Raw genomic sequence first — 25,183 nt, forward strand, 5'->3', positions numbered from 1 at the left:
CGCCGCCATCCCCCCTTTCGCTCCGCGCCCCCGATCCCCGACTGGACGAACCATGCCCGATCCCACCGACAACAGCTTCCGGGCCGCGACCATCGCGGTGCTGGTGGAGAATGAGGCCGGCGTGCTGGCGCGCGTCATCGGCCTGTTCTCCGGCCGCGGCTACAACATCGACAGCCTGACCGTGGCGCCGGTCGATGCCGAGGGCCGCCTGTCGCGCATCACCGTCGTCACCTCCGGCACCGAGATGGTGATCGAGCAGATCAAGGCGCAGCTCGACCGGCTGGTGCCGGTGCACAAGGTGGCCGACCTGACGCTGGAGGGGCCGCATCTCAACCGCGAGCTGGCGCTCGTCAAGGTCGCGGGCTCCGGCTCGGCGCGGCAGGAGGCGCTGCGCCTGGCCGACGCCTTCCGCGCCCGCGTCGTCGATGCCACCATCGAGAGCTTCGTCTTCGAGATGACGGGCAGCGGCGAGAAGCTCGATGCCTTCATCAACCTGATGCGGCCGCTCGGCCTCGTGGAGGTCAGCCGCACCGGCGCGGTGGCGATCGCCCGGGGCACCGCCGCGCTGCAGGCCTGACCTTCCTTTTCAGCCAACCCACTGGGAGTGCGCGAGATGCGCGTCTACTACGACCGCGATGCGGATGTGAACCTGATCAAGGCCAAGAAGGTCGCGGTCATCGGCTTCGGCAGCCAGGGCCATGCCCATGCCATGAACATGCGGGACTCGGGCGTCTCCGAGGTGGTCATCGGCCTGCGCCCCGGCGCCTCCGCGAGGAAGGCCGAGGCCGCCGGCTTCAAGGTGCTCTCCCCGGCCGAGGCGGCGAAGTGGGCCGATGTGGTGATGGTGCTGACGCCCGATGAGGGCCAGGGCGACCTGTACCGCGACCATCTGCACGAGAACATGAAGGAAGGCGCGGCGCTCGCCTTCGCGCATGGCCTGAACGTGCACTTCAACCTGATCGAGCCGCGTGCCGATATCGACGTGTTCATGATCGCGCCGAAGGGCCCCGGCCACACCGTGCGCGGCGAGTACCAGAAAGGCGGCGGCGTGCCCTGCCTCGTGGCCGTGCACCAGAACCCCTCGGGCAACGCGCTGGAGATCGCGCTCTCCTACGCCTCCGCCGTCGGCGGCGGCCGCTCCGGCATCATCGAGACCACCTTCAAGGAAGAGTGCGAGACCGACCTGTTCGGCGAGCAGGTCGTCCTCTGCGGTGGCCTCGTCGAGCTGATCAAGGCGGGCTACGAGACGCTGGTGGAAGCCGGCTACGCGCCCGAGATGGCCTATTTCGAGTGCCTGCACGAGGTGAAGCTGATCGTCGACCTCATCTATGAGGGTGGCATCGCCAACATGAACTACTCCATCTCCAACACCGCGGAGTATGGCGAGTACGTCACCGGCCCGCGCATCATCACCGCCGAGACCAAGGCGGAGATGAAGCGCGTGCTGAACGATATCCAGTCCGGCAAGTTCACCCGCGACTGGATGCTGGAGAACAAGGTCAACCAGGCCTCCTTCAAGGCGACCCGCCGCCGCCTGGCCGAGCACTCCATCGAGGAGGTCGGCACCAAGCTGCGTGGCATGATGCCCTGGATCACCAAGGGCGCGCTGGTCGACAAGACGCGGAACTGAGCCCGCGATCAGGTTCGGACAGGGGAGGGGCGCTTCGGCGCCCCTTTTGCGTTCAGCGAGGAGGAGATGCGCGATTGCGGCATCGCAACCACCCGCCCATGGTGCCGTTCCAGCCAGGACCCGCGCCGGAGGACCCCCCATGCGTCTGTTCAACTGTGAAGTCTGCGGCCAGCTGCTCTATTTCGAGAACACCCAGTGCATGAAGTGCGGCGCGACGCTCGGCTATCTGCCCGGGCGGAACCGCCTCTCGGCGCTGGACCCGATAGAGCCGGAGGAGGGCATCCCGCAGGAGGTCTCGCCGGAGGAGGCTGACAAGCAGGCGGCGGGCGACCTCGACGGCGAGCAGGCGGGGACGGCCTCGGCACCCCCCCGCCAGCTCTGGCGGCCGCGGGCCGATCCGGACAGGCTCCACCGTTTCTGCGAGAATGCCGCGCAGGATGCCTGCAACTGGCTGGTGCCGGACGATTCCCCCGAGCGCTTCTGCCTGGCCTGCCGGCACAACCGCACCATCCCCGATATCTCCGATCCGCTGAACCTGGCGCGCTGGCAGAAGATCGAGGAGGCGAAGCGGCGCGCCTTCTACGGCTTCATCCGCCTGGACCTGCCGCTGCCCAACCGGGTCGACGATCCGCAGAACGGCCTGGTCTTCGACTTCCTGGCGGATATGCCGGATGGCGGCCCGAATGTGATGACCGGGCATGACAACGGCCTCATCACCCTGGCGCTCGCCGAGGCTGACGACGCCGAGCGGGTGCGCCGGCGCGAGGCGATGGGCGAGCCCTACCGCACGCTGCTCGGCCATTTCCGCCATGAATCCGGGCATTACTTCTGGGATCGGCTGGTGCGGGATGGCGGCCGGCTGGAGCAGTGCCGTGCCGTCTTCGGCGACGACAGCCAGGATTACGGTGCCGCCCTGCAGCGCCACTACAACGAGGGGCCGCCGGCCGACTGGCAGGAGAACTACGTCTCCACCTACGCCACCGCGCATCCCTGGGAGGACTTCGCCGAAACCTGGGCGCACTATCTGCACATCGTCGACACCCTGGAGATGGCGCGCGCCTTCGGCCTCGGCATCGACCCGCATGCCGACAAGTCCGGCACGCTGACCGCCGAGGTGGATTTTGACCCCTACCGTGAGACCCGCATCGAACCGCTGATGGAGGCCTGGGTGCCGCTGACCGCGGCGGTGAACAGCCTTAACCGCTGCATGGGCACGCCGGATCTCTATCCCTTCGTGCTCTCGCCGGCGGTAGTGGCGAAGCTGGCCTTCATCCAGTCCCTCGTGCATGGCGAGCTGCCCGGGGCCCAGGCCGAGGCGGTGCCGGTGGCGGCATGACCGGGAGCGATTGACCCGCGGGCCCCGGCCGATCCAGGCTGGGGCCGCCATGACCATCCTCGCACCCGACAGCCCCTATCCCCGCGACTTCACCGGCTACGGCCGCAACCCGCCGGACCCGCGCTGGCCCGGCGGCGCGCGGCTCGCCCTGTCCTTCGTGCTGAACTACGAGGAGGGCGGCGAGAACAGCGTGCTGAACGGCGACCCGGGCGGCGAGATCTATCTGAACGAGACGCCGGGCGGCGATCCGGTCATGGGCGCCCGCGACATCGGCAAGGAAAGCCAGTTCGATTATGGCGCCCGCGCCGGGGTCTGGCGCGTGCTGCGGCTCTTCGCCGAGCGCGGGCTGAGGCTGACCGTCTATGGCGTCGGCCGCGCGCTGGAGCTGAACCCCGCGATCGGCCGCGCCTTCGCCGAGGCGGGGCACGAGGTGGCCAGCCATGGCTGGCGCTGGATCAACTACCAGGCGGTGGATGAGGCGACGGAGCGCGCGCATATCGCGCGATGCGTCGAGACCATCGAGACGCTTGTCGGGAAGAAGCCCGTGGGCTGGTACACCGGCCGCATCAGCCCGCGCACGCGCCGGCTCGTCGCCGAGCATGGCGGCTTCCTCTACGACAGCGATGCCTATGACGACGACCTGCCCTACTACGTCACCGTCGCCGGTCGGCCGCTTCTGATCATCCCCTACACGCTCGACAACAACGACATGAAGTTCGCGGTGCCGCCCGGCTTCTCGGCCAATGACGGCTTCACCCAGCATCTGACGGATGCCTTCGACTTCCTGCGGCGGGAGGGGGCGACGGCGCCGAAGATGATGAGCGTCGGGCTGCATTGCCGGCTGGTCGGCCGGCCGGCGCGCGCGGCGGCGCTGGAGCGTTTCCTGGACCACGTCGTGGCGCAGAAGGATGTCTGGGTGGCGACGCGGGAGGAGATCGCCCGGCACTGGATGGCGGTGCATCCGCCAGGCCCCTGAGGGCGGGGAGCTGAAACCGGGGGCCTTGGGCCCCCGGCCTCTTCGTCACGCGGCCTGTCGCACCGCGGCGGCCGGGGCGCGGCGGGTGGTGGCCCGTCCGTCCAGGCTGGCCGCGAGCGGCTTCACCAGCGGCACGCCCTCGGGGCAGGTGGTGCAGCCATCCCAGTGGCCGGGCTGGAAGCCGGACCGGCTGTAGAAGCCGAGCGCCGGCCGCCGCGCGTTGACGCAGAGCCGGGTGGCGCCGGCGCGGCGCGCGAAGGCCTCGGCCTCGGCCAGCAGCGCCCCACCCAGCCCCTCGCCGCGGTATTCCGGCGCGATGGCGATCAGGCGCAGCACGGCGCGGCCATCCGGCTTCATGTCGATGCGGATGGTGCCCGCCACCGCGCCATCGAGGCACAGCACCAGGGGGTGGTGCCCCGGCGCGGACTCATCCGGATGTCCGGGGTCGTAGCGGCAGGGATAGGGCCCGTCCGCATGGTGATACAGCTCGAAAATGCAAGTTTCGCGGATGGCGTGGTAGCGGGTCCGCTCGACATCGCTCCGCATCGCGCGGAGCTCGATAGTTCGGGGGCGCACAAGGCACCTTGCTGTTGTGACGGAGACCGCCTGCGGCGGCCCTTGTCGGCGCGGCGCGCCCTGGCGCCGCACGCCACCAGGATAGCGGGGCCCGGCGGGGGGCCGCCAGTCATCCGGCAGCCCGTCAGAAAAGCTTCATCGAAACCGATTTCCGCCTCCGCCCGGCGGCCGCGGCTTGCATCCCGCCGCGGCTCTGCCTATCGTTCCGGCCATGATCCCGACCCCGCGCGCCTTCGAGCTGCAGCACGGCCTCACCGCCGTCCTCGGTGCGCGTCCGCTGGCCGGCCTCCTCCTTCGACTTAGCCGCCCCTGGGCGTGACGCCCGGCTGACCGGCCGGCATCGCTCAGGGGAAGTCCCCTCAGGGGAGACCCGGGCGCCTTCGCGCGCCCCACCGGCACCGTCACGGCCGCGCCCGCCAGGGCCCAGAATCGCGGCAGGAATTATCGAGGGACGCTCTCCATGGCCATCCATCATCCCAGCTTCGGCAAGCTGGACGACGACCGCATCATCTTCTTCGACACCACGCTGCGCGACGGCGAGCAGTCGCCCGGCTTCTCCATGAACCTGGAGGAGAAGCTGCGCATGGCCGAGGCCCTGTCCGAGCTGGGCGTCGACGTCATGGAGGCCGGCTTCGCCATCGCCTCGCCGGGCGATTTCGACAGCGTGCATTCCATCGCCACCCGCTTCGCCAAGGACGGGCCGGTGGTGGCCAGCCTGAGCCGCGCCGCCCAGGCCGACATCCTGCGCTCGGCCGAGGCGGTGAAGCCTGCCGCGCGGGGCCGCATCCACATCGTCCTCGCCACCTCCGACCTGCACATGCGCGTCAAGCTGCGCATGTCGCGCGAGGAGGTGCTGGAGCTGATCCACAGCAGCGTGACGCTCGGCCGCAACCATGCCGAGGATGTCGAGTGGAGCGCCGAGGATGGCAGCCGCAGCGACATCGACTTCCTCTGCCGCTGCGTCGAGACCGCCATCAAGGCGGGCGCGACCACCATCAACATCCCCGACACCGTCGGCTACTCCATGCCGGAGGACATGGCGGCGATCTTCCGGGCGCTGCGCGAGCGGGTGCCGGGCGCGGATCAGGTGATCCTCTCGGCGCACAATCACAACGACCTCGGCATGGCGGTGGCCAATACCATCGCCGCCATCCAGGCCGGCGCGCGGCAGATCGAGAGCACGATCAACGGCATCGGCGAGCGGGCCGGCAATGCCAGCCTGGAGGAGGTGGCGATGGCGCTGCGCACGCGCCATGACGCGCTGCCCTACCGGACCAACATCGTCACCCAGAACATCCTCCGCACCAGCAAGCTGCTGGCCACCATCACCGGCTTCGACGTGCAGCCGAACAAGGCGATCGTCGGCCGCAACGCCTTCGCGCACGAGAGCGGCATCCACCAGGACGGCGTGCTCAAGGACAAGTCCACCTATGAGATCATGACGCCCGAGAGCGTCGGCTGGACGACCAACTCCATCGTGCTCGGCAAGCATTCCGGCCGCGCCGCCTTCCGCGACAAGCTGGCCGGGCTCGGCTACACGCTGGGCGACAATCAGCTGAACGATGCCTTCCGGCGCTTCAAGGACCTGGCCGACCGCAAGAAGACGGTGTTCGACGAGGACATCATCGCCCTGGTCGATGACGAGGTGGTGCGCATCAAGGACCGGGTGAAGCTGCTGGCGCTCACCGTCGCCACCGGCATCGGCACGCGGCCGACCGCGAGCGTCGCGCTGGAGGTGGATGGCGAGCAGTGCGACGGCGTGGCCGGCGGCGACGGCGCGGTGGATGCCACCTTCAACGCCCTGCAACAAGTGGTGCCGCACCGCGCCGAGCTGAAGCTCTATGCCGTGCAGTCCGTCACCGGCGGCACCGATGCCCAGGCCCGTGTCACCGTGCGGCTGGAGGAGGACGGCAAGCTCGTGGACGGGCAGGGGGCGGATACCGATACCATCATCGCCTCGGCCCGGGCCTATGTGCACGCCCTCAACAAGCTGCTGGCCAAGCGCGCCCGCACCGCGCCGCCGGAGATCATGCGCAGCGCCTGATCCGGCGCGCCGAGACAAGAAAAGGCCGGGGAAGTCGCCCTCCCCGGCCTGTTCCGTCCCTGGTGGCCGGGTGCGCGCTCAGCGCCCGGGGCTCAGCGCCAGGCCGGCCGGCCCAGATTGACCTGGTCCGAGCTGGTGGCGGCACCGCCCAGGGCACCGACGCCACCGCCGATCAGCGCACCCGTGCCGGCATTGCCGGAGAGGGAGCCGATGGCGGCACCCGTGCCGGCGCCCAGCAGGCCGCCCGAGGCGGCGCGATCACCGGTGCTGTAGCCGCAGGCCGAGAGGCCGAGGCCGGCCAGGGCCAGGAGCAGGAGAGGGGCTTTCCGCATTCGCTGTGCTTCCTTTGTCTGCAGGAACTTGCGGCTGTGTAACGCGCTCCTGGGTTGAAGGTTGCCGAGGTGTCATTCTTGGCACGGCATGGCTCACGATTGCGGCTTGAGGCCGGCGGTGCCGAAGGGTAAGCCTCTGCGCCCTTTCGCTGTGTCCCGGCCCGGGGGCGGCTGATCCCAGGGCGGCTGATACCAGGAAGGTGCGCTGCATGCTCTCCCGCTTGTTCGGCTTCCTCTCCGCCGACATGGCCATCGATCTCGGCACTGCGAACACGCTGGTCTACGTGAAGGGGCGGGGCATCGTGCTGAACGAGCCCTCCGTCGTCGCCATCGCCGAGATCCGGGGCCGCAAGCAGGTGCTGGCGGTGGGCGAGGAGGCGAAGATGATGCTGGGCCGCACGCCCGGGAACATCGCTGCCATCCGGCCGCTGCGCGACGGCGTCATCGCCGATTTCGAGGTGGCGGAGGAGATGATCAAGCACTTCATCCGCAAGGTGCACAATCGCCGGGGCTTCGCCTCGCCGCTGATCATCGTCTGCGTGCCCTCCGGCTCCACCACCGTCGAGCGCCGCGCCATCCAGGAGAGCGCCGAATCGGCCGGGGCGCGCAAGGTGCTGCTGATCGAGGAGCCCATGGCGGCCGCGATCGGCGCCGGCCTGCCGGTGACCGAGCCCTCCGGTTCGATGATCGTCGATATCGGCGGCGGCACCACCGAGGTGGCGGTGATCTCGCTGGGCGGCATCGTCTATGCCCGCAGCGTGCGCGTCGGCGGCGACAAGCTGGACGAGGCGATCATTTCCCACATCCGCCGCCACTTCAACCTGCTGATCGGCGAGAGCACGGCGGAGCGGATCAAGCTCGAGATCGGCGCCGCCGCCTATCCGGACTATGGCGGCGAGGGGCCAATGACCGAGGTCCGGGGCCGCGATCTGATGAACGGGGTGCCGCGCGAGATCGTCATCAGCCAGCGCCAGATCGCCGAGGCCATCGCCGAGCCCGTGACGCAGATCGTCGAGGCGGTGAAGGTGGCGCTGGAGAACACGCCGCCGGAGCTTGCCGCCGATATCGTGGACAAGGGCATCGTGCTGACCGGCGGCGGCGCGCTGCTGCAGCGGCTGGACCAGGTGCTGCGCGAATCGACCGGCCTGCCGGTGTCGGTGGCGGAGGACCCGCTGGCCTGTGTCGCGCTGGGCACAGGGCGGGCGCTCGATGAGATGAAGCGACTGCGCCACGTCCTCTCCACCATGTACTGAGGTATAAAGGCGCCGGGCCCGCCCAAGGCGGGTTTCTGGAGGCCGCTTGATCCGTCTCAGCATACCGCTGCGCCAGGCCCTGTCCCGCCTGTTCCTGCCGATGCTCCTGGCGGTGGCGCTGGGCCTGGTGCTGCTCGGCAAGGCCGATCCGGCGCTGGTCGAGCGCGGGCGCATGGCCCTGGCCGACGCCCTCACCCCCTTCTACGTCCTGCTGACCCGGCCGGCCGGGGCGGTGCGCGGCGCCCTGCAGGAGCTGCGGCAGATTTCCGAGATCCAGGCCGAGAACCGGCGCCTGCGGGAGGAGAACGGGCGGCTGCACCGCTGGCAGGCCGCCGCCCTGGCGCTGGAGACGGAGAACGCCCTGCTGCGCCGCCAGCTCCGCTTCATCCCCGATCCGCCCGCGGCCTTCCAGACCGCCCGTGTCGTCGCCGATGCCGGTGGCACCTACGCCCGGGCGGTGCTGCTGGCCACGCCGCCGGGCGTCACGCTGCGCAAGGGGCAGGTGGCGCTGGACGAGAACGGGCTCGCCGGGCGCGTCACCGAGGTCGGCAGCCGCTCGGCCCGCGTCCTGCTGCTCACCGACATGAACAGCCGCCTCCCCGTGGCGCTGGAGGACAGCCGGTCCCGCGCCATCCTGGCCGGCACCAACGGCGCCCGGCCGCGCCTGCAGCACTGGCCGGAGGGCAGCCCCCCGCGCGAGGGCGAGCGGGTGGTGACCAGCGCCGAGGCCGGCATCTTTCCCGCCGGCCTGCCGGTGGGCGTGGTCCGCTGGCCGGAGGGCGGGGCGCCCGAGGTGGAGCTGTTCGCCCGTCTGGAGCGGCTGGACCTGCTGCGGATCTTCGATTTCGGGCTGTCCGGCATCCTGCCGCCCGAGGCGGTCGCCCGGCCCGAAGCGCGCGGCCGTCCTTGAGCCGGGGCGGGCGGGCATGGTGCTGAGCGGCGGCCGGCAATCGCCCCCGGGGCTGCTGACGCGGCTCGATGCCCTGGCGCGCGCCGCCTGCCCGGCGGCCGGCACGGCCCTGCTGATGGTGCTGCTCTCCGCGCCCACCGGCCTGCCCTCGGCGGTGCCGGCCGTGGCGCTCGGCTGCGTCTTCTTCTGGTCCCTGTTCCGCCCCGCCGTCATGCCGCCGCCCGCCTGCTTCGCCCTGGGCCTGCTGCAGGACCTGCTGGGCTTCGCGCCGCTCGGCATCGGCGTGCTGACCCTGCTGCTCACCCATGGCACGGTGCTGCGCCTGCGCCGCCTGCTGGCCCGGCAGCCCTTCGCGCTGGTCTGGCTGGCCTTCTCGGGCTTCGCCCTGGCCGCGGCGGGGCTCGGCTGGCTGCTCACGGCGCTGCTGGGCTGGCGGCTGCCCTCGCCGGTTCCGGCGCTGGTGCAGGGCGCCCTCAGCCTTGGCCTCTATCCCGCCCTCGCGGCGCCACTCACCGCGCTGCACCGGGCGATGCGCCGGGCCGAGGAGACGGCCGGGTGAGCCGGCGTGAGGAGGAGCGGCGTCGCGCCCTCTTCACCCGCCGCGCCCTGCTGCTCGGCGCCGGGCAGCTCGGCCTGCTCGGCTTCCTGGGTTACCGGCTGCAGAAGCTGCAGCTGGAGGAGGGCGAGCGCTATGCCACCCTGGCCGAGGAGAACCGCATCTCCACCCGGCTGCTGGCACCGCCGCGCGGCCGCATCCTGGACCGCGCCGGCCGCGTGGTCGCCGCCAACGCGCTGAACTGGCGCGTGCTGCTGACCGCCGAGCAGGCGGAGGATGTCGGCGCCACGCTCGCGACCCTTAGCCGGCTGCTGCCCCTGGCCGAGGGCGAGGTGGCGCGGATCGAGCGCGACATCCGCCGCCGCCGCCGCTTCGTGCCGGTGGTGGTGCAGGAGTTCCTGAGCTGGGAGGAGATGGCTCGCATCGAGGCCAATGCCCCCGACCTTCCCGGCATCAGCGTCGATGTCGGCACCACGCGGACCTATCCGCTGGCCGAGCATCTGGCGCATGTCGTGGGCTATGTCGCCCCTCCGGCGGAAGCCGACATGGATGGCGACCCGCTGCTCAGCCTGCCCGGCATCCGCGTCGGCCGCGCCGGCATCGAGCGGCATCACGAGCGCGTGCTGCGGGGCCGCGCCGGCACGGTGCAGATGGAGGTGAACGCGGTGGGCCGCGTCATCCGCGAACTGGACCGGCGGGAGGGCGTGGCGGGGCGGGAGGTGCGGATCTCGGTCGATGCCGGGCTGCAGAAGGCGGTGCGCGACCGCATCGAGGAGGGCACCAGCGTCGTCGTGATGGATGCGCGGAACGGCGAGGTGCTGGCCATGGCCAGCCAGCCGGGCTTCGATCCCAACCTGTTCAGCTCCGGCATCTCGGCGGCGCAATGGCGGGAATGGACGCGCAGCCGCGCCACGCCGCTGATCAACAAGACCACCAATGGCCTCTACGCGCCCGGCTCCACCTTCAAGATGGTGGTCGGCCTGGCGGCACTGGAGGCCAGGGTCGTCACGCCCACCGACCGCCTGACCTGCCCGGGGCATTACGACCTGGGCGACAGCCGCTTCCACTGCTGGAACCGGCGCGGCCACGGCGCGCTGGACCTGCGCGGGGCGCTGAAGCAATCCTGCGACGTCTACTTCTACGAGGTGGCGCGGCGGCTCGGCATCGACCGCATCGCCGCCATGGCGAAGCGGCTGGGCCTCGGCGTCGAGCTGGAGATCGAACTGCCTGGAACCCGCCCCGGCTTCGTGCCGACGCGGGAATGGCGCACCCGGCAGGGCAAGCCCTGGAACCTGGGCGACACGGTGGTGCACGGCATCGGCCAGGGCTTCTATCAGCTCACCCCGCTCTCGCTCGCCACCATGGCGGCGCGGCTGGCCAGCGGGCGGGCGGTGCAGCCGCACCTGACCCAGGCCATCGGCGGCCGGCCGGTCATGGGCGCCCGGGCGGAGGACTGGCCCTCCCTCGGCCTGGCCGAGCGTGACCTGAAGCTGGTCCGGGAGGCGATGTGGGCGGTGGTGAACGAGGCCGGGGGCACCGCGCGGGTGGCGCAGCTGCCGCCGGGCCTCGGCGCGCTGGCCGGCAAGACCGGCACCACCCAGGTGCGGCGCGTCAGCCGGGAGCAGCGGGAGCGGGGCTTCCGGGTCGAGAGCCAGCCACGCGAATGGCGGCCGCACGCCCTCTTCGTGGCCTTCGCGCCCTATGACGATCCGCGCTACGCCATCTCGGTGGTGGTCGAGCACGGCACCAGCGGCTCGGGCGCGGCGGCGCCGCTGGCGCGGGAGGTGATGGTGGAGGTGATGACCCGGCTGCGGCCGCCCGCCGCGCCGCAGGCCGGAGGCGCCGCGGAGGCGGGGCGGCTCGCGGAGGCGCCGCCGCCGGCGAGAGGCCGGCCGTGACGGTCTTCGAGCGCCGCCTGCTGACGCGCAACCGCGGCCCCGGCCTGCTGGAGAAGTTCTGGCTGATCCCCTGGGGCTTCGTGCTGCTGCTCTGCGCCATCGCCGCTGTCGGCTATGTCGCGCTCTATTCCGCCGGCGGCGGCTCGCCCGAGCCTTATGCCGGCCGCCATGCCCTGCGCTTCGGCTTCGGCCTGGTGCTGATGCTGGGCCTGGCCATGACCGATCTGCGGCTGGTCGCGCGGCTGTCCTGGGCAGGCTATGCGCTGGGCGTGGGGCTGCTGGTCCTCGTCGCGCTGCACGGCCAGGTGGGGAAGGGGGCGCAGCGCTGGATCGAGCTGGGTCCCTTCCAGCTGCAGCCTTCCGAGCTGATGAAGATCCTGCTGGTCCTGGCCCTGGCGGCGTGGTTCCACCGCGCCGGCGAGGAGCGGATCGGGCAGCCGCTGTTCCTCGTCCCGCCGCTGCTGGCCGTGCTGCTGCCGGTCGGGCTGATCCTGAAGCAGCCCAACCTGGGCACCGGCCTGATCACGCTGATGGTCGGCGGCGCCGTGTTCTGGGCGGCCGGGGTGCGGTGGTGGAAGTTCGCCCTGGTGGGCGGCGCGGCCCTGGCCATCGCGCCCCTGGCCTATGAGCGCCTGCGCGACTACCAGAAGGCCCGCATCCTGGTCTTCCTCGATCCGGAGAGCGATCCGCTCGGATCCGGCTACAACATCATCCAGTCGAAGATCGCGCTGGGCTCGGGCGGGCTCTGGGGCAAGGGCTTCCTGCAGGGGACGCAGGGGCACCTGAACTTCCTGCCGGAGAAGCAGACCGACTTCATCTTCACGATGTGGGCCGAGGAGTTCGGCCTGGTCGGCTCGCTGGCCGTGCTGGCCCTGCTGGCGCTGGTGGTGATCTTCGCGCTGCTGACGGCGCTGCGCTGCCGCAGCCAGTACGGGCGGCTGGTCGCCCTGGGGCTTGGGGTGAACTACTTCCTCTATGTCTTCGTGAACATCGCCATGGTCACCGGCAGCATTCCGGTGGGCGGTGTTCCGCTGCCGCTGATCAGCCATGGCGGCTCGGCCATGCTGACCAGCATGGTGGGCTTCGGCCTGCTGGCCTCCGTCCATGTGCATCGGGACACGGAATTTGGCGCGGGCGGCGATTAGGGGGTTGCCAAGCCGGGCGGATGCGGTAAAAGCCGCCCCCACGGAACGGCGGCCATCACCGCCGAGATCCGGGTGGGGCGCATAGCTCAGTTGGTAGAGCAGCTGACTCTTAATCAGCGGGTCCTAGGTTCGAGCCCTAGTGCGCCCACCAACGCCTTCAATGACTTAGAGTGATTTAGAAGAGTGGCCAAATGCGGGCAGCCTCTTCTGCGGACTCACTGCGGACTCAGCGGCAGCTCACTCTTCTCCATCGTATCGCCGGCTGGCCGGGGCTGCTCCATACCTGACATCAGGTGCTGAAGGTCGCGGACCAAGTTCCTCTGAAACGTGTCCACTGAGCCGCGGATCGAGCGCACAACAGGCTCGGGTAGCCCATGCGTGCGGCCGATTTGACCAGGAAGGCTCTGGAGTGCCTTGCCGAGGTTTGAGAAGGCCGCGCCTAGAGCTTCCCGCACCTCCGAGGCTTGCACGAGGAAGCCGGCCTCCCGGGCCATCTCCAGCTCCAGACGGCGCTTACGGACCAGCGCCAGGGCCTGCTGCGGCGTGAAGTCGGTGTCATCAGCGGCGGCGCCTTCCTGGCCGGTAAGCGGCAATCGGTACTGCTCCAACCGCTCCCTTCGCTCCCGCTGTGCCTCCAGCTCGGCTTCCTCTTTGTGCTGCAGGTGCGCCATCACCTGGTCCGCATCGAACTGCCACTCGACGCCATAACTTCCGCGCGTATGAACAGGAAAAGCAGGGTCCTTGCGGATCCATTCGTGCAGCGTAGACAAAGAGACAGACAGTATCGTCGCCAGCTCAGATTTATTGACCAGCATTCCAGATCCTCCAATCATCGACGCAGTCCACAACTTAGGGTCTGTCTTTCTATATCAGACGGAGTCTGAAACCGGGCGCGAATTACCCCCCGGTCCAGGACCCCCTTTGGAAGGACCCGTTGGGGGGGGTGGGGGAGGCAGGCAGATCGCCTGCCATCCGTGGCCTACCGCCTCCTGGCCGTCGCCAGAGCATGGCGCAGCGCCTTGCGGAACTCGTCGGTCAGCGCAGCTTCAGCAGCCTCGCGCACGATGCCGTAGAGGTCGAAGATCGGTTCGTAGCGCGGCTGCGATCCGAAACCGTAGACGGGCACCACGTTCCGGCCGATCCGCTCGTAGACAGCCGGCTTCAGCCCGCCACGATTGGTGCCGGGACGGATCGCGAAATACTTTTCATTGCGACGCTTTCCCTGTCCGCGACGTCGGAATGCGCTTGTGCCGTCCAATGCCTTGACGACCGACAGGACCTTCGTGAGTTGCCCTTTGTTGATGTTGCGGTAAGCATCGAGTTCCGCAGCCAGCCCCGGCATCAGGAACTTTCCCGGCGCCAGGATGCCCGCGGCGCGGAGGATGAGCTCCGATTTCTTGAGAGCCCGCGGCCCTCCGATGATGTTCGGCGCCAGATACCGACTGGTGGCCGCGCCGTTTGACGCCCTGTCGCGCAGATGTACCGCCGCGACCAGATCCGTTCTGGTCGCTGGCTTGACGTAATTGCTCCGCATGGTGAAGGGCGTCGGCTTGTCGAAGATGCTGGGCATCTCCCGTGCGACGGCCCTCTGACCAGCCTGCGCCGACCTAGTCAGCGCCAGCGCCGTGGCGAATGGAATCTGCCGTTTCTCCAGATCATTCAGCGTGCGGATAAGAGGGCGAAAATCCGCCTTGATGTCGAACATTCGGAAGCCTCCTGAGCTTTCCATGATGGCCGCCAGCGACAATGCACGACGGTCGATATACAACCTAAGAGAGAAATCCCTGACCCTGGGATTAGCCCTAATCCTCAACTATTTAGTGTGTTCAGCGTGAGGCCAATTGCCCCGGATCGGACCCAAATTCCTCTTTCATTCTCCCACCTTTCTTCCTTTATCTATCCAGAAATCCGTGTTCCAGTGTTCCCGTGTTCCAACCGTTTATTATCAATGGCTTGTACGGAACACAGGGTTTTCTTCGTGTTCCAAATCGAGGCTTTTTGGCACACAAACCGGGGTCAAAGGTCGGCTTCGTCCTCCGAAAACAGCTTGTCGGCGATGACATAGAGCCTCTGCTTCGGCTCCCCGGTTGGCCTCAAGGACTGCGAACTGCGGCCGTTCTGATCGCTGACCAGGAACCCGCGCTCAGTCAAAGACGCAACTGATTGGCGAAACTGGAGGCCGGCCAATGCTTCGTTCATGCCCGTGCTGGTTGCATAATAGACCCATCGCCAACGGGTTCCCTTGCCCTCCTGGACGGGCTCCCAGCGACGAAATCCAGCACGATTGACAGTGCGAAAACGTTCATGCGGTGGCTGATCGGGACGCGTATCCGCATCGTCTTGCACCTCATCCGGCGCCCTGCCCCAGAGCTGAAATCGGCCGGGCCCGTGAAGTTGGATGAAGCGACGGAGTTGGGTCTCGGCCTGCTGGTCTTCCTGCGCGCCAACCGTCCCGCGCTCTCCGATCCAGGCCTCGAAGCACTGCCGGGCGGCATCGGCAGCTTCGTCGTCAGGCCAGTCGAGAATGCCAGCCTCGACGGCCAGTTCTCCAGCCAACGCGACCACCGCAAAAAGAGATGCGACGCTCGTCACCTGACCCGTCGCACCGGGCGGCAAGAGCTGACGCGCCAGCGCGTCCCGGCGCCGCGCCAGCTCAGCTCGGAACCCGCCCTCGTCCGCCGCAAGGCGTTGCGCCAGCCACGCGAGCCAGGCCATCGCCGCCGTGCCGAAATGCACGGAGGTGACGGCACGGATGTGATCGGAGAAGGCGGCGCCACTCGCATGACCGTGCAGCTGTTCGAAGAGACCATGGCCAGCTCCGGCATCTGCGTTGACCTCCACGAGCCGAATCAACTGCCCTGCACGAGTTTGCTTGCCGGCCTCCGCGTTCTTTTCAACCACGCCGACCTCGCCGGAAGACAAGACCAGCACGCGCCATCGTAGTTCAGGCCGAACCATGCCACTGCGGCTGGCCCTGATCTTCCCGCGGCCACCCATCAAGACGTAAGCGGCCTCGCCGAGTTCCCGACTGTCGACCAGCCCGATTTCGTCGAGCGGCAGCAGCGCGTCGGAATGGCCGGCAGCCGTCCCCTCCAAGGCGTTCGCCGTGGTTTTCCAGGAACGCAGATACCCAGCCGCACCCCCGCCTGCCTCGCCGCCCCAGACGCTGCAGGCCATCAACAGCGCGGAGGTCTTGCCAGTTCGCGATGACCCCCTGAAGTGGACCCCGCCGCCCTCGGCACCGACTAGATACAGGAGCGGCGCGGCGAAGGCGGCCGCCACGCCCAGGGCGAGCCGGGAGTTTCCTATGCAGAGCTGGCCGACCTTGGCTTTCCAATCCGCTAACTCCCCGTGCTGCGCGAAGGCGTTGGGTGGGCGCGTCTCCTGCTCGATGAAGACACCCTCGTCACCGGCGCCAATCGCGTGGCCAGGCAAGGCGAAGACGAGCTTTCCGCCAACACGGTGCCACCCGACCCGCGGAACGGCGGTTGCCCGTGTAGGTGAGCGTGCCTGGCCCAGCAGCTCAAGAAGCGCTTGGCGCGCGGGCGGACTGACGCCGAGGCGCAAGCCACCATCAGCGAGCATCTCGCGCACCATCGCGCCATCGCCTGCCAGGGCTCGGCGGGGGATCACCAGCTGCTTCTGCTTGCCGTCGCTGTCGCGGAACTCGACCAGAAGACCCCATCCATTCCCATCGCTGGAGCGAGTTTCCGCCAGCAGCCGCATCGGCCCGCAGACCCAGATTGGGCTCTTTTCAGTGTCCCGCCAGATTCCGTCAGCATCGACTTTGAAGAAGCGACCGAGGCCATGCCATTCCACGACATTGGAAGAGCTGGGGGTAATGGAGGCGGGCTTCGCTTCAGCGATGGCTGCCTTAATTCGGCGCTTTCCAGGTTTATCGTCAGTGGACATGGCGTCTCCGGCGCGCCTCAGCGCGAAACAATGCAGTCGTTGAAATCCTTGCCAACCGGCGAACGGGCGATGCGCACTTCGCGACCCTCGGCGGTGAAGCGATCAATGGCACGCTGCAGGGCTTGCGCAGCGGCCGGGTTGTCGCCGTCGTTGTCGGCGGCGACGATCACGGTGGTGATGGCGGGCGGCAGGCTGATCGACCCGAGATTCCCCAGCGAGACAGCGCACACCACGCGCTGCTCCGGCACCGACACGACGATGGAAAGCGCGGCCTCCAGCCCCTCGGCGATGACGATCTGCTCACCGGGTGGCGCCATCTTAAGGGGCAGCCCACTGCTGCCGCGCCAGAGCGGAACGACGCCGCCGCCATACGATCCATAGACCTTCTTCGGGTGCCGAAGCGCAGCCTTGCGCCAGATGCCGGCGCCATCCTGGGCGAGATAGGTCCGGTGGGTGGCGATGTGACGCCCGCCGGGCTCGCAGATCGCGGCGAGCAATGCGGGAAGAGGATGTCCTGCCTCGCTGCACCAGATCGCTTCATGGAAACGGAGCGCGGCCGGCTGCCGGCCCAGGTCGCGAAGCTGAATCCCTCGCCCGGCCAGATAGTCCTCCGCCGGCGTCCCCAGGATCTGTCGTTGACCGGCGAGGAACAGGCCAAGCGCCTGGCGACGACGTCGCATCAGCTCCTTGTCGGGCTCCCTATCAGACAGCGCTCTTCCGACTTGTCTTGGTCTTGCAGCGGGAGCGATTCCGTTGCTCAGGCCGAGCCATCGGGACGCCCAGCGAAGGGCGTCACCCTTGTTTCCACCGAACAGAACTCCGGCGACCAGATCCAGCGCGTCACCGCGCTCCCCCGAGCTGAAGTCGCTCCACACGCCTGCGCGTTCGCCGTGGAGCCTGACCGCCAGCGATTGCCCTTTCTCACCTTGAAGGCTTCCGCATCGCCATTCATGCCCCTCACGCCGGCCATTAGGAAGCAGCTCACGCGCCAGTTCGGGCGCGCGCGCCGCCAGCATCCGCGATACTTCGTGCGCGCCGGGCCCCCGCGTCACGCCATACCGCCATGCGCGGGAGCGTCTGACCAATCGGACTGGCGAAGCGCCGCCTCAACCCAACGGATCCGGGCAGACGGCGGAAGAAGCCTGACCCGCTCCGCAAGCGCGTCGCGGGCGGCAAGATCCAGGCGGAGCAACAGACTGCTCACGCCACGACGATGGCCTGCAATGCCGCGCGCTATGGAGCGCGCTATCCACGTCGGGACAGTCAGCGCAATTTCATCGTCCAGATAGACACGGCAGACCTCGTGAATTGCGCCGGACCGAAGGCGACGAACAAGAGCCATCCGGTCGGCTGCTTCGAAGCCGAGAACGGCCAGAACATCGCTGAGCACGACATACGGCATGTCCGGGTGAGGCGTCGGGCTGGCGACGAAGCGGACCCCGTCAGTTCCGATTGCGGCGATGAAGAGGGCCTCGGTCCTTCGGGAGGGCATTGCGATGCCTCGCTTCTACAATAAGGAAATGGGAGCCACGCTGCTGCGAGGCTCCCGTCAATTACTCGCGCGTCGGAAACATCGACTTCAGCCTGCCGCGTGCGGCGTACAGCGGCAGGTCGACATCGGCGATCGTGAACTCATCGCCAGCCTCGACGATGCGGCCGTCGGGATGCAGATCATCCACGATGGTAAAGCCGGTGATGGCGACCAGCGTGATGCGCGGCGCGGCGGCACGCGCGCGGTCCATCGCGTCCGCCTCACGGCTGATGCGCTCGCGCTCGCGCCGCCAAGACAGGTCGGTCTCCGACACCGCGACGCCGGTCGGTGCGGCGATGGGCGATGCCAGGGTAAAGGCGCCCGGCCGGTTCGTGCTGCTCATCTATTGCTTCCTTCAATCAGATATCGGTGTCGCGGAACTGGAGCGGCGCCAGCAGCAACTGCTCCTCAATAGTCACCCTCGGCCGGATATGCGGATCGGCCTCCCGCAGCGTCTTTGCCTCCAATGCCTTGCGCTCCGCATGCTCATTGAGGAGCCGGCGTTCATCCGAGGCCAACTGCATTCCCCATACTCCATTGGCGGACAGCGGAACGGCCGGCCGGCCACCGATGCTGATCGTGGCGCCATCCGGCGTCGGCAGCACCGGCTTCACCGCGCCGGTGTCGGGATGCAGGATCTGCCGCCGCTCATAGAGCAGCGCCGCTTCGGCGCGGGTCACCTGGAGTGACTCTCCTGCATCTAGCAAAAGATCCGACAGGCCGGTCCATCCGGAGGGATGCGGATGGAGGCGTACGCGCGCGCCCGGCGCGACCGTGACACGGATGCTGTCATCGTTCTGCATCACGTGATCCTCCAGGTCGGAAAGACGGCGCGCGGCAGAAGATCCGGCATCACCGGCTGCTTCAGCGACAGGGCGCCCCGCGCGCGGATGGTCGGATCCTGGTAGGCGGCCTCGACCGCCTCCATCAGTTCCACCCGCGCGCGCTCGGCCTGATCATGAAGCCGCAGTCCTTTCCCGATAAGGTTCCGGATTTCCTCATAGTCCGCCGCCCAGCTTTCCAGCGCCTCGATGGCCATCACGGCCGAAGCGTGGAGCGCCTCGATTTCGGCCAGCATCCTGCCCGTGCCCTCGCGCTGCGAAGCCGCGGCGTATCGCTGGGCCAGGTCATTCAGGAGAGTGTTCACCCGCTCACTCGCCAGCCCCGCACTTGCAATCCGCGCATCGATCGCCAGGATGTCGGCATGCGCCGCGTGCAGCAGCATGTCGGCGCGTCGGCCGCGTAGGGCATCGAGCTGCAAGGTCAGCTTCTCCGAAGCCCGCTTGGCCGAGGCGACGGCCGCCGCCAGCGAGGCCGCCGTCTCGTCAGCAGGTTGGAGCGCCCGGATGTCGATCTCCGTGGCGTCGCTTTCGTCAACTACATCAATGCTGTCCGTCGTCACGCCGCGATACTCCCCTTCAGGACGATCCCGGCATCGCGCAGAGGATCGCGGACGGAGGCCAGGTTGTGGCCGGCGCCAAGGATGACGGCGTTCTCGTTGAACTCACCCTTGACGTAGACGCCGACATTGCCGAGGTCGACGGCGCTGGCGTCATAGTCGTCGGCGATGATGCCGAAGGGCACCTGACTGCCGTCCGAGCTTGCCGAGGCGCTCAACGTGACCTTGCCGGACGCCGTGATCCGGCCGACCACCGCACCGCGCTTGAGGTTCTGGCCGGCGATCAGCACGCCGTTCCAGGTCGCGATCTGGGTGAGGCCGGCGATCAGCTTGTCCGGTTCGTAGGCCTCGGATGTCTGGAAGACACTCTGCGCCACGTTAGCCACCCCTCCCGCGGCCCTTCGCGGTCGCGCGCAGGACGGCGTCCGCCGCGGCCTCGGCGCTGGGATAGCGGGTGCTGTCAGCCCTGAAGCCGCCGCCGCCATTCATCACGGCATGCTGCGGCCAGGATGCCTCCTGCAGCGCCTGATGGGGCGGCTCGACCTTGCTCGCAAGGCGAGGAAGCTGGACGTTCGCGAGGTGCGCAAAGCGGCACACCGGGGCACCCGCGGCCGAGGCCTTGGGCTTGAGCAAAGCTTGCTTCAAACGCTTCTTCAACGCCGACTTCAACTGCCTGGACTTCCGGTTCACCTCGAACAGCTTCAGGCCGTCCCTGCTATCGAGCGGCGGCGCGCAGAGGCCGAGCGTGGCCGCCATACGGCGGTTCATCACCGGCAAGGGGCCGCTGTTCCCCGCCGGAGCCCGGCGAAGTGGTTTCGTCATCATTTCGGTTCCTCGAATTATTAGTTGGCTGGATCAGCGCTCGCTGGTGCTGCGGACCAGGCGCGAGGTCAGCCAGGAATCAAGCTCGTCTTCGGCATAGAAGACCATCCGGCCCACCTTGGCGAAGGCAGGGCCTCCGCCCTTGATCGCCAAGTTCTCCAAGGTCCGCTCGCTGCAGCCAGCATACTCAGCTGCTCCGCGGCGACGGTGCCAGCGGCGCGACGTCTCACTCGGCTTCCGCATTATCTCCTCCAGTTACTGCCTGCGCCCCTTGTGGCCTCGGCAGGACTAAAGTTCGCTCAGTGCGGTTGGAGTTCGCCAGATGCGTTAAATGCGTCGGTCTACTATTCCGACTTATCTGTTTTGACGGCTTTCGTCGGTAGCCCGCCGACCGGCACTATGTGCGCCTTATCAATCTTGCCCCACGCGACTCTCCATGGCCGCTGACGAACTATCAGCCGGCCATCGAAGCTTCGCTCAATCCATTCCTCCGTCGCTTTCAGCGCATCAGCCTCTTTCACCGGCAAGCCAGCCTTCGCATGCTTCTCCATGTGAGGGGCAAGGAACTCAAGAATCTGCTCCGGCTTCGCGTTCTTCTTCGGACCATTCAGGAGCCGCCTATCCATCTCCAGCAGATCGGGCCGGTCGAACGTCAGAATCTGCCCGCCCCTCAGCCGGAGTAAGCGAAAGCCGTTTGGAATGATGCTTGCCATCTCAGCATCCGAGCCGACGGAGGAGGGTAGCGGGAGTCGATAAGACAGGCGTGCCATTGTCTGCCACTCGGAGCTCGTGAAGACGCGTAAGGAGTGACGCGGATCACCAGATCCGTCACGCAGTTCGGCGCGATCTTCACCAAGGCGCAGATCCCATAGGCCAATGGTCTCAGGAGCGAATGCGACGTACATCGGCCTTGGCGTTGGCGGCCACGCCAAGCTGGCCAGGACCAGGCTGCCACGACGGATCCCATGCAGAATGGGCATCAGAAGTTCGGCAATCTGACGACTGGTCAATGGCTGGCCGGCATTATGAAGCAGACGGTCGAGAAAGTCCGATTCCTGATAGTCTATGGCTGCGGAGCTGAGGGGCTGGCCGAGCTGGCCCGGCAGGTCGAAGTGCAGCCGTTCTATGAGCTGGCTTTCCAGAAAGCTCCCGCCTGAGCTGATCAGCCAGGCGATACTTTGGTCCCACGGATCTTTGATGACGACATCGATGGTGGGCTTTGTCGTGCCGGTATCGTTCCCGCGCACGAAGAGAACGGGCGCGCCCACGACATTCACGTCCGGATGACTTTGCCGCCGCACCAGCACAGGCACAGCGACAGGTGGAAGCCTGATGATGCTCATCGCCACCTCATGCCGGCTGCCCCATGATGGCAAGACGGCGCGGCGGGCCGGCCATGAGGAGCCGGCTTTCGGCGGCCAGTCCTAGCCGCGCCTGGCAGGCAGCCTAGCCCAGCCAGAGCGGCCGGGGCCAGGGCCCGGCGCCATCCCACTATCCCCTCCTGCGCCGGGCCCATGGCGCCCTCCTACAAACCGAGGGATGGTGGGCGGCCTTCGGCGCGCAGGCGCTGCGCTACCTGGTCACCGTTAACAGGAAGGCCAAGGCTGATCGGCATCACCACACCACCTGGTGGATCTGCGGAAAGTTGCGGGCCAAGTCGGCGCGCAGGGAGCGGGCCACCTCTCCCTCGGGCCTGTTGAGATCAAAATTCTCCAGCTCGCGAAGGATAATGGCTGCCTTCAGCACCATGCCGAGGGGATCGCGGGCAGGCAGGGCCGCAATGCGCGACAGCATTGCCTCATACTCGACCTCGGCGGCTTTGGCCTCCACGAGTTCGGGGGTTCCCTCCTGATGGAGCAGCTTCCCGCAGGTATCCCAAGCCGTCAGGTATCGGGCCGTGACAGTGCTCAGCTCTTCCAACAGCAGGGCAAACGGGGAATCCGTCGAGAGAGCGAAAGCGGGATACAAGATGTCGCTAGCCAGCGAGTCCATCACGGCATCCTCCAACCCGTAGGGATACCCGTCGCGATCACGCTGAACCCTCGTCAGCGCGGCGGTGGCTTTCGCCTTGGCGCCTTCGGCCGTTCGGGCCGGGATGTCCATGATGTCGAAGAGCAGGTCTCGCATCACGGGAGCGCGGATGTCTTGTTCTTTGCTGAAAGCGTCCTCGGCCGCCTGGTCGCCGCGCTCTTCGGCAGCCAGCATCTCCTCAAAGCAGCGGTTGTAGGCCTCCTCCATCACCATGTAGCGGCGGCAGAGGGCAATCAGCTCAACGTCCGGGTTCTCGCCCCGCGGCGCGTAAATGTGCCCGCTTGGCATGTTTTCACCAGAGCTGGGGGAAATATGGGAATTCCCCATACTGGCGGCTGAGGCCGCAGGCCGGGCGGATGCCAGCAGGCCGGCGGCGATCATGGTGTGTCTTCTTCCGATCGAGTCCATCAGATGGCCCCCGCCCAAGTGCCGAGGCCGGCGGCGAGGGCCGCCATGGCGTAGGCAAAGATGCGGAGGCCGCGGTCACCGGCCGGCACGGGATCAGCCGGACGGTGGAGGATGGAAAGCGGCGGAAGGTCGCCATTGGCAACATAGGCGAGCGCCATCTGGGCGCGGCTGGGGCGGATCATCGGCCGGCCTCCAGCGGTGCGGGCTTGCTGAAGTTAGCGCGGGCCCGCCGCGGCCCGGGAAGCCGGATGACATTGTTCACCGCCGGATGCTGCGCCGGCTGCAGCGAGGCTTCGTCGGCCTCAGCCTCGCCATCGGCGTCCGGCTCCAGGTCGGGATCGCCGTCCAGGGCATCGGCCTGGGCCAGCAGGAGCTCCACCTGGTCGAGGAGGTGCTCGATCTCGTCTTGGAGCCGGCGCTTCTCCAGGAGGTAGGCGGCCGCCCACGGTCGGAGGACGGCTCTTCTTCTGCTGGACGCAATAAGGGCGTCGGGGGTATGGGCGCGTTCAGCCATAGCCAGCTCCGTTCACGAGCGGGTTGCGGTCAGGCCGGGCGACGGTGCTGGTAACACCCGCTCGGCCGCAGTTCCTTGTGGAACGTCGCCATTAGTGACACTGTGCAGCTATGGCCGCAAGCGCTAAAGTCTCTTTAAGCGACATTACTCCAGAGCAGTCTAGGGCAGCGCGTGGGCTGCTGGACTGGAGCCGCGATCAACTCGCGCTAGCGGCCGGAGTGCCGAAGCGGACGATCATGCGCTTCGAAGGTAGAGAGGTGCAGCCTCGGGTAACTACGATCACTGCTATCCGCGCCGCCCTGGAGGCGGCCGGGGTCGAGTTCATCGCGGAGAACGGGGGAGGGGCGGGGGTGAGGCTTCGCAACCCCGCTCCCTAGGTCAAGCTACTCGCGGAGTTCTGCCTTGATGGCGCGGGCGGCTTGAGAATAAGTCCTGCACCCTTCGATCCCGATCAACACCAGGCCATAGATTTCCACGTTCGGCAGGTAATCGGTGCAGTTCCAAAGTAGGCCGCAGAGCTGGCTCAGCGAAAACTCGCGACCCTGCATTTGGGCCACAGGGAGAGGGTCCGTCTCAGATAGCCCAGAGTAGATGTCGATCGCGTCAAGAAACTCTCTACGGAGAGCGTGAGGCGCGTGGCCACCACGCATCCGGTCATAGCCAAGGAACTGAGTATTTCTCATTTAGACGTGCTCCAGCATCGGCGCCGATATGGCGCGGGATGCCGCAGAGCGTCGCGTTGATCAGAAGCCAGACGCGCGGCGATTGTCTGGGCTCGATACCCTCAAGCAGGCGCTGCTATCGTATCAACGGCGAATGATCGCTGCAATCCGCGCTGCCTTGGAGGTGGCTGGGGTCAAGTTCATCGCGGAGGCCTGGGGCGGGGCGGGGACTAGGTTTGTCCGGACCGAGCCCGCGGCAGAGCAGCCAGATCGGCCCGACTTCGCCATCACCATCGGCGCCGCCCTCGACCGGCTCAAGCCCGACGACGCCTAGGCAAAAAGAAGCCCAGCACGGGCTGGGCCAATTTCACACGCAGAAGGCAATAGGCAATGCGCTGCGGGGAGGAATTGTGCGGCGCGATAGATCAACTGGCCAGATTGTTTTTGGTTGCGGCACCGCCTGGGAGGAGCAGCCCATGACCACGGACCTTGATGCTCTGCCCGCTGCGCTGACTGATCTCTATCGGGCGACACGAGGCAGATCTGCATCCCTTGGGGCGCCACGCGCTTAGCGATATCCACCAGCCTCTCGAGGTTGACCATCTGATTGCGGCTCGTCCGCCGGCTGGCGCCGCGCACGCTGTCGACCTACCGGCCGATTATCCCCACCCATGCTCCAGGAGCCTTCGTAGGATCTCTGACTTCAGCTCCATCTCTCGGCGCAGCTCTGCCCACCTGCTGCCAAGTACTTTGTCTCCCCGACCGAAGGCCTCAGAGGAAAACACCTCGCTAAGCAACGCTCTCTCGTTGATCAGGCGCCGGACCGACGCCAATGCCTGATCAATCAAATCCATCTGCGCCAAGCTCATCTCGCTCGCAGAGTAGCCATGTCCGAGATGGCAAATGAAGGCGAGCGGATCATCTACCCTCTTCAGAACTCCGCCACAGTTCGGGCATGTTAGCCCAAAGGGCTTACTACTTTCTGGCTCCTCATTCATGGCTGATAACCATCTCTGTTCCTAAAGGCCTGGCAGCCCCAGCCTGCGGCGAAGCTAACTCATCACCGCGCCGACTTTGATCATGTTGCTGTTTTGAAACGCATGAGGGGCTGAATATTATCCACCCGTTTTAGCAAGATGCTGTGATCAGGCCTTTGTTTGGATGGTCGCTGATGCGCCACACCGCCTTTACAACCATCGACAACAGCTTGGCGTGAGCACCCGCTCCCCGCCGAGATCCGCGATCAGC

The 25,183-nt window shown here is 67.5% G+C and carries 28 protein-coding genes and 1 tRNA gene; 12 read left to right on the forward strand and 17 right to left on the reverse strand.

Annotation, left to right across the window (positions count from 1 at the left end):
- Positions 1-52 precede the first annotated feature (52 nt).
- From ilvN to puuE, 4 genes are all read left to right on the forward strand, one after another.
- The gene (gene ilvN / locus D9598_RS09175) at positions 53-577 is read left to right on the forward strand and encodes an acetolactate synthase small subunit (RefSeq protein WP_198366132.1); all 525 of its coding nucleotides are present in this window, start codon (positions 53-55) and stop codon (positions 575-577) included.
- Between the two features lie 36 nt (positions 578-613).
- A complete protein-coding gene (gene ilvC / locus D9598_RS09180; RefSeq protein ID WP_198366133.1) occupies positions 614-1,630 on the forward strand; it encodes a ketol-acid reductoisomerase in 1,017 nt (338 codons plus the stop codon).
- 139 nt (positions 1,631-1,769) lie between these two features.
- The gene (locus tag D9598_RS09185; protein WP_198366134.1) at positions 1,770-2,966 is read left to right on the forward strand and encodes a putative zinc-binding metallopeptidase; all 1,197 of its coding nucleotides are present in this window, start codon (positions 1,770-1,772) and stop codon (positions 2,964-2,966) included.
- A 49-nt stretch (positions 2,967-3,015) separates the two neighbouring features.
- Complete coding sequence (gene puuE / locus D9598_RS09190; protein WP_198366135.1) at positions 3,016-3,942, forward strand: allantoinase PuuE; 927 nt, start codon at positions 3,016-3,018, stop codon at positions 3,940-3,942.
- 45 nt (positions 3,943-3,987) lie between these two features.
- On the opposite strand, the gene D9598_RS09195 is transcribed toward puuE, so the two are convergent.
- Entirely contained in the window at positions 3,988-4,518 is a 531-nt protein-coding gene (locus D9598_RS09195) for a GNAT family N-acetyltransferase (RefSeq protein WP_198366136.1), read from the reverse strand.
- A 460-nt stretch (positions 4,519-4,978) separates the two neighbouring features.
- On the opposite strand from D9598_RS09195, the gene D9598_RS09200 reads away from it, so the two are divergent.
- Positions 4,979-6,562: a 2-isopropylmalate synthase gene (locus tag D9598_RS09200; RefSeq protein ID WP_198366137.1), complete on the forward strand. Its 1,584-nt coding sequence runs from the start codon at positions 4,979-4,981 to the stop codon at positions 6,560-6,562.
- A 92-nt stretch (positions 6,563-6,654) separates the two neighbouring features.
- On the opposite strand, the gene D9598_RS09205 is transcribed toward D9598_RS09200, so the two are convergent.
- A complete protein-coding gene (locus tag D9598_RS09205; RefSeq protein WP_198366138.1) occupies positions 6,655-6,894 on the reverse strand; it encodes a YMGG-like glycine zipper-containing protein in 240 nt (79 codons plus the stop codon).
- 209 nt (positions 6,895-7,103) lie between these two features.
- On the opposite strand from D9598_RS09205, the gene D9598_RS09210 reads away from it, so the two are divergent.
- The 6 genes from D9598_RS09210 to D9598_RS09235 all read left to right on the forward strand — a co-directional run bounded on the left by D9598_RS09210 (position 7,104) and on the right by D9598_RS09235 (position 12,807).
- Positions 7,104-8,147: a rod shape-determining protein gene (locus tag D9598_RS09210; protein WP_198366139.1), complete on the forward strand. Its 1,044-nt coding sequence runs from the start codon at positions 7,104-7,106 to the stop codon at positions 8,145-8,147.
- 46 nt (positions 8,148-8,193) lie between these two features.
- Positions 8,194-9,057: a rod shape-determining protein MreC gene (mreC, locus tag D9598_RS09215; RefSeq protein ID WP_198366140.1), complete on the forward strand. Its 864-nt coding sequence runs from the start codon at positions 8,194-8,196 to the stop codon at positions 9,055-9,057.
- A 16-nt stretch (positions 9,058-9,073) separates the two neighbouring features.
- Positions 9,074-9,616 (forward strand): rod shape-determining protein MreD, encoded by a 543-nt coding sequence (gene mreD, locus D9598_RS09220; protein ID WP_198366141.1) that lies wholly within the window; start codon positions 9,074-9,076, stop codon positions 9,614-9,616.
- Positions 9,613-11,511 (forward strand): penicillin-binding protein 2, encoded by a 1,899-nt coding sequence (gene mrdA / locus D9598_RS09225; protein WP_198366142.1) that lies wholly within the window; start codon positions 9,613-9,615, stop codon positions 11,509-11,511. Before mreD ends, mrdA begins: the two co-directional genes overlap by 4 nt.
- Positions 11,508-12,656 carry a rod shape-determining protein RodA gene (rodA, locus tag D9598_RS09230; protein WP_198366143.1) on the forward strand — a complete coding sequence of 383 codons (1,149 nt, stop codon included), beginning with the start codon at positions 11,508-11,510 and terminating at the stop codon, positions 12,654-12,656. Before mrdA ends, rodA begins: the two co-directional genes overlap by 4 nt.
- 75 nt (positions 12,657-12,731) lie before the next feature.
- A tRNA-Lys gene (locus D9598_RS09235) sits at positions 12,732-12,807 on the forward strand.
- A 64-nt stretch (positions 12,808-12,871) separates the two neighbouring features.
- Here D9598_RS09235 and D9598_RS09240 read toward each other — a convergent pair.
- The 15 genes from D9598_RS09240 to D9598_RS09310 all read right to left on the reverse strand — a co-directional run bounded on the left by D9598_RS09240 (position 12,872) and on the right by D9598_RS09310 (position 23,273).
- Positions 12,872-13,471, reverse strand: a complete 600-nt coding sequence (locus tag D9598_RS09240; RefSeq protein ID WP_198366144.1) for a terminase small subunit — start codon at positions 13,469-13,471, stop codon at positions 12,872-12,874.
- Between the two features lie 164 nt (positions 13,472-13,635).
- Positions 13,636-14,361 carry a hypothetical protein gene (locus D9598_RS09245; RefSeq protein ID WP_198366145.1) on the reverse strand — a complete coding sequence of 242 codons (726 nt, stop codon included), beginning with the start codon at positions 14,359-14,361 and terminating at the stop codon, positions 13,636-13,638.
- A gap of 311 nt (positions 14,362-14,672) precedes the next feature.
- A complete protein-coding gene (locus D9598_RS09250) occupies positions 14,673-16,568 on the reverse strand; it encodes a DUF927 domain-containing protein (protein ID WP_198366146.1) in 1,896 nt (631 codons plus the stop codon).
- A gap of 17 nt (positions 16,569-16,585) precedes the next feature.
- A complete protein-coding gene (locus tag D9598_RS09255) occupies positions 16,586-17,248 on the reverse strand; it encodes a toprim domain-containing protein (protein WP_232477036.1) in 663 nt (220 codons plus the stop codon).
- A gap of 368 nt (positions 17,249-17,616) precedes the next feature.
- Entirely contained in the window at positions 17,617-17,970 is a 354-nt protein-coding gene (locus D9598_RS09260; RefSeq protein WP_198366148.1) for a hypothetical protein, read from the reverse strand.
- Positions 17,971-18,121: 151 nt separating this feature from the next.
- Positions 18,122-18,442, reverse strand: coding sequence for a hypothetical protein (locus tag D9598_RS09265; protein WP_198366149.1), 321 nt, complete (start codon positions 18,440-18,442; stop codon positions 18,122-18,124).
- Positions 18,443-18,458: 16 nt separating this feature from the next.
- On the reverse strand, positions 18,459-18,902 hold the full coding sequence (locus D9598_RS09270) for a hypothetical protein (protein WP_198366150.1): 444 nt from the start codon (positions 18,900-18,902) through the stop codon (positions 18,459-18,461).
- Positions 18,902-19,501, reverse strand: coding sequence for a hypothetical protein (locus D9598_RS09275; protein ID WP_198366151.1), 600 nt, complete (start codon positions 19,499-19,501; stop codon positions 18,902-18,904). The genes D9598_RS09270 and D9598_RS09275 overlap by 1 nt, the downstream gene beginning before the upstream one ends.
- A complete protein-coding gene (locus D9598_RS09280) occupies positions 19,498-19,875 on the reverse strand; it encodes a head decoration protein (protein WP_370591975.1) in 378 nt (125 codons plus the stop codon). Before D9598_RS09280 ends, D9598_RS09275 begins: the two co-directional genes overlap by 4 nt.
- 1 nt (position 19,876) lies before the next feature.
- Positions 19,877-20,254 carry a hypothetical protein gene (locus tag D9598_RS09285; RefSeq protein ID WP_198366153.1) on the reverse strand — a complete coding sequence of 126 codons (378 nt, stop codon included), beginning with the start codon at positions 20,252-20,254 and terminating at the stop codon, positions 19,877-19,879.
- A gap of 99 nt (positions 20,255-20,353) precedes the next feature.
- Positions 20,354-20,563 (reverse strand): AlpA family transcriptional regulator, encoded by a 210-nt coding sequence (locus D9598_RS21365; protein WP_255528672.1) that lies wholly within the window; start codon positions 20,561-20,563, stop codon positions 20,354-20,356.
- 101 nt (positions 20,564-20,664) lie between these two features.
- Complete coding sequence (locus tag D9598_RS09295; RefSeq protein WP_198366155.1) at positions 20,665-21,663, reverse strand: hypothetical protein; 999 nt, start codon at positions 21,661-21,663, stop codon at positions 20,665-20,667.
- Between the two features lie 271 nt (positions 21,664-21,934).
- Positions 21,935-22,732 (reverse strand): hypothetical protein, encoded by a 798-nt coding sequence (locus D9598_RS09300; protein ID WP_198366156.1) that lies wholly within the window; start codon positions 22,730-22,732, stop codon positions 21,935-21,937.
- Positions 22,733-22,758: 26 nt separating this feature from the next.
- Positions 22,759-22,941 (reverse strand): hypothetical protein, encoded by a 183-nt coding sequence (locus tag D9598_RS09305; RefSeq protein ID WP_198366157.1) that lies wholly within the window; start codon positions 22,939-22,941, stop codon positions 22,759-22,761.
- Positions 22,938-23,273 carry a hypothetical protein gene (locus tag D9598_RS09310; RefSeq protein WP_198366158.1) on the reverse strand — a complete coding sequence of 112 codons (336 nt, stop codon included), beginning with the start codon at positions 23,271-23,273 and terminating at the stop codon, positions 22,938-22,940. Before D9598_RS09310 ends, D9598_RS09305 begins: the two co-directional genes overlap by 4 nt.
- A 711-nt stretch (positions 23,274-23,984) precedes the next feature.
- Between D9598_RS09310 and D9598_RS09315 the strand changes: the two genes are divergently transcribed.
- Complete coding sequence (locus D9598_RS09315; RefSeq protein WP_198366159.1) at positions 23,985-24,269, forward strand: hypothetical protein; 285 nt, start codon at positions 23,985-23,987, stop codon at positions 24,267-24,269.
- The last annotated feature ends 914 nt before the right edge of the window (positions 24,270-25,183 follow it).

The sequence above is a fragment of the Roseomonas sp. KE0001 genome, assembly GCF_016107285.1.
GTDB lineage: Bacteria > Pseudomonadota > Alphaproteobacteria > Acetobacterales > Acetobacteraceae > Pseudoroseomonas.

Bases quoted from the DNA above. Each gene is read 5' to 3' on its own strand.
- ilvN (WP_198366132.1), top strand. From the start codon at position 53: ATGCCCGATCCCACCGACAACAGCTTCCGGGCCGCGACCATCGCGGTG.
- ilvC (WP_198366133.1), top strand. From the start codon at position 614: ATGCGCGTCTACTACGACCGCGATGCGGATGTGAACCTGATCAAGGCC.
- D9598_RS09185 (WP_198366134.1), top strand. From the start codon at position 1,770: ATGCGTCTGTTCAACTGTGAAGTCTGCGGCCAGCTGCTCTATTTCGAG.
- puuE (WP_198366135.1), top strand. From the start codon at position 3,016: ATGACCATCCTCGCACCCGACAGCCCCTATCCCCGCGACTTCACCGGC.
- D9598_RS09200 (WP_198366137.1), top strand. From the start codon at position 4,979: ATGGCCATCCATCATCCCAGCTTCGGCAAGCTGGACGACGACCGCATC.
- D9598_RS09205 (WP_198366138.1), bottom strand. From the start codon at position 6,894: ATGCGGAAAGCCCCTCTCCTGCTCCTGGCCCTGGCCGGCCTCGGCCTC.
- D9598_RS09210 (WP_198366139.1), top strand. From the start codon at position 7,104: ATGCTCTCCCGCTTGTTCGGCTTCCTCTCCGCCGACATGGCCATCGAT.
- mreD (WP_198366141.1), top strand. From the start codon at position 9,074: ATGGTGCTGAGCGGCGGCCGGCAATCGCCCCCGGGGCTGCTGACGCGG.
- D9598_RS09240 (WP_198366144.1), bottom strand. From the start codon at position 13,471: ATGCTGGTCAATAAATCTGAGCTGGCGACGATACTGTCTGTCTCTTTG.
- D9598_RS09245 (WP_198366145.1), bottom strand. From the start codon at position 14,361: ATGTTCGACATCAAGGCGGATTTTCGCCCTCTTATCCGCACGCTGAAT.
- D9598_RS09250 (WP_198366146.1), bottom strand. From the start codon at position 16,568: ATGTCCACTGACGATAAACCTGGAAAGCGCCGAATTAAGGCAGCCATC.
- D9598_RS09255 (WP_232477036.1), bottom strand. From the start codon at position 17,248: ATGCGACGTCGTCGCCAGGCGCTTGGCCTGTTCCTCGCCGGTCAACGA.
- D9598_RS09260 (WP_198366148.1), bottom strand. From the start codon at position 17,970: ATGCCGTATGTCGTGCTCAGCGATGTTCTGGCCGTTCTCGGCTTCGAA.
- D9598_RS09265 (WP_198366149.1), bottom strand. From the start codon at position 18,442: ATGAGCAGCACGAACCGGCCGGGCGCCTTTACCCTGGCATCGCCCATC.
- D9598_RS09270 (WP_198366150.1), bottom strand. From the start codon at position 18,902: ATGCAGAACGATGACAGCATCCGTGTCACGGTCGCGCCGGGCGCGCGC.
- D9598_RS09285 (WP_198366153.1), bottom strand. From the start codon at position 20,254: ATGGCGGCCACGCTCGGCCTCTGCGCGCCGCCGCTCGATAGCAGGGAC.
- D9598_RS21365 (WP_255528672.1), bottom strand. From the start codon at position 20,563: ATGCGGAAGCCGAGTGAGACGTCGCGCCGCTGGCACCGTCGCCGCGGA.
- D9598_RS09295 (WP_198366155.1), bottom strand. From the start codon at position 21,663: ATGAGCATCATCAGGCTTCCACCTGTCGCTGTGCCTGTGCTGGTGCGG.
- D9598_RS09300 (WP_198366156.1), bottom strand. From the start codon at position 22,732: ATGATCGCCGCCGGCCTGCTGGCATCCGCCCGGCCTGCGGCCTCAGCC.
- D9598_RS09305 (WP_198366157.1), bottom strand. From the start codon at position 22,941: ATGATCCGCCCCAGCCGCGCCCAGATGGCGCTCGCCTATGTTGCCAAT.
- D9598_RS09310 (WP_198366158.1), bottom strand. From the start codon at position 23,273: ATGGCTGAACGCGCCCATACCCCCGACGCCCTTATTGCGTCCAGCAGA.
- D9598_RS09315 (WP_198366159.1), top strand. From the start codon at position 23,985: ATGGCGCGGGATGCCGCAGAGCGTCGCGTTGATCAGAAGCCAGACGCG.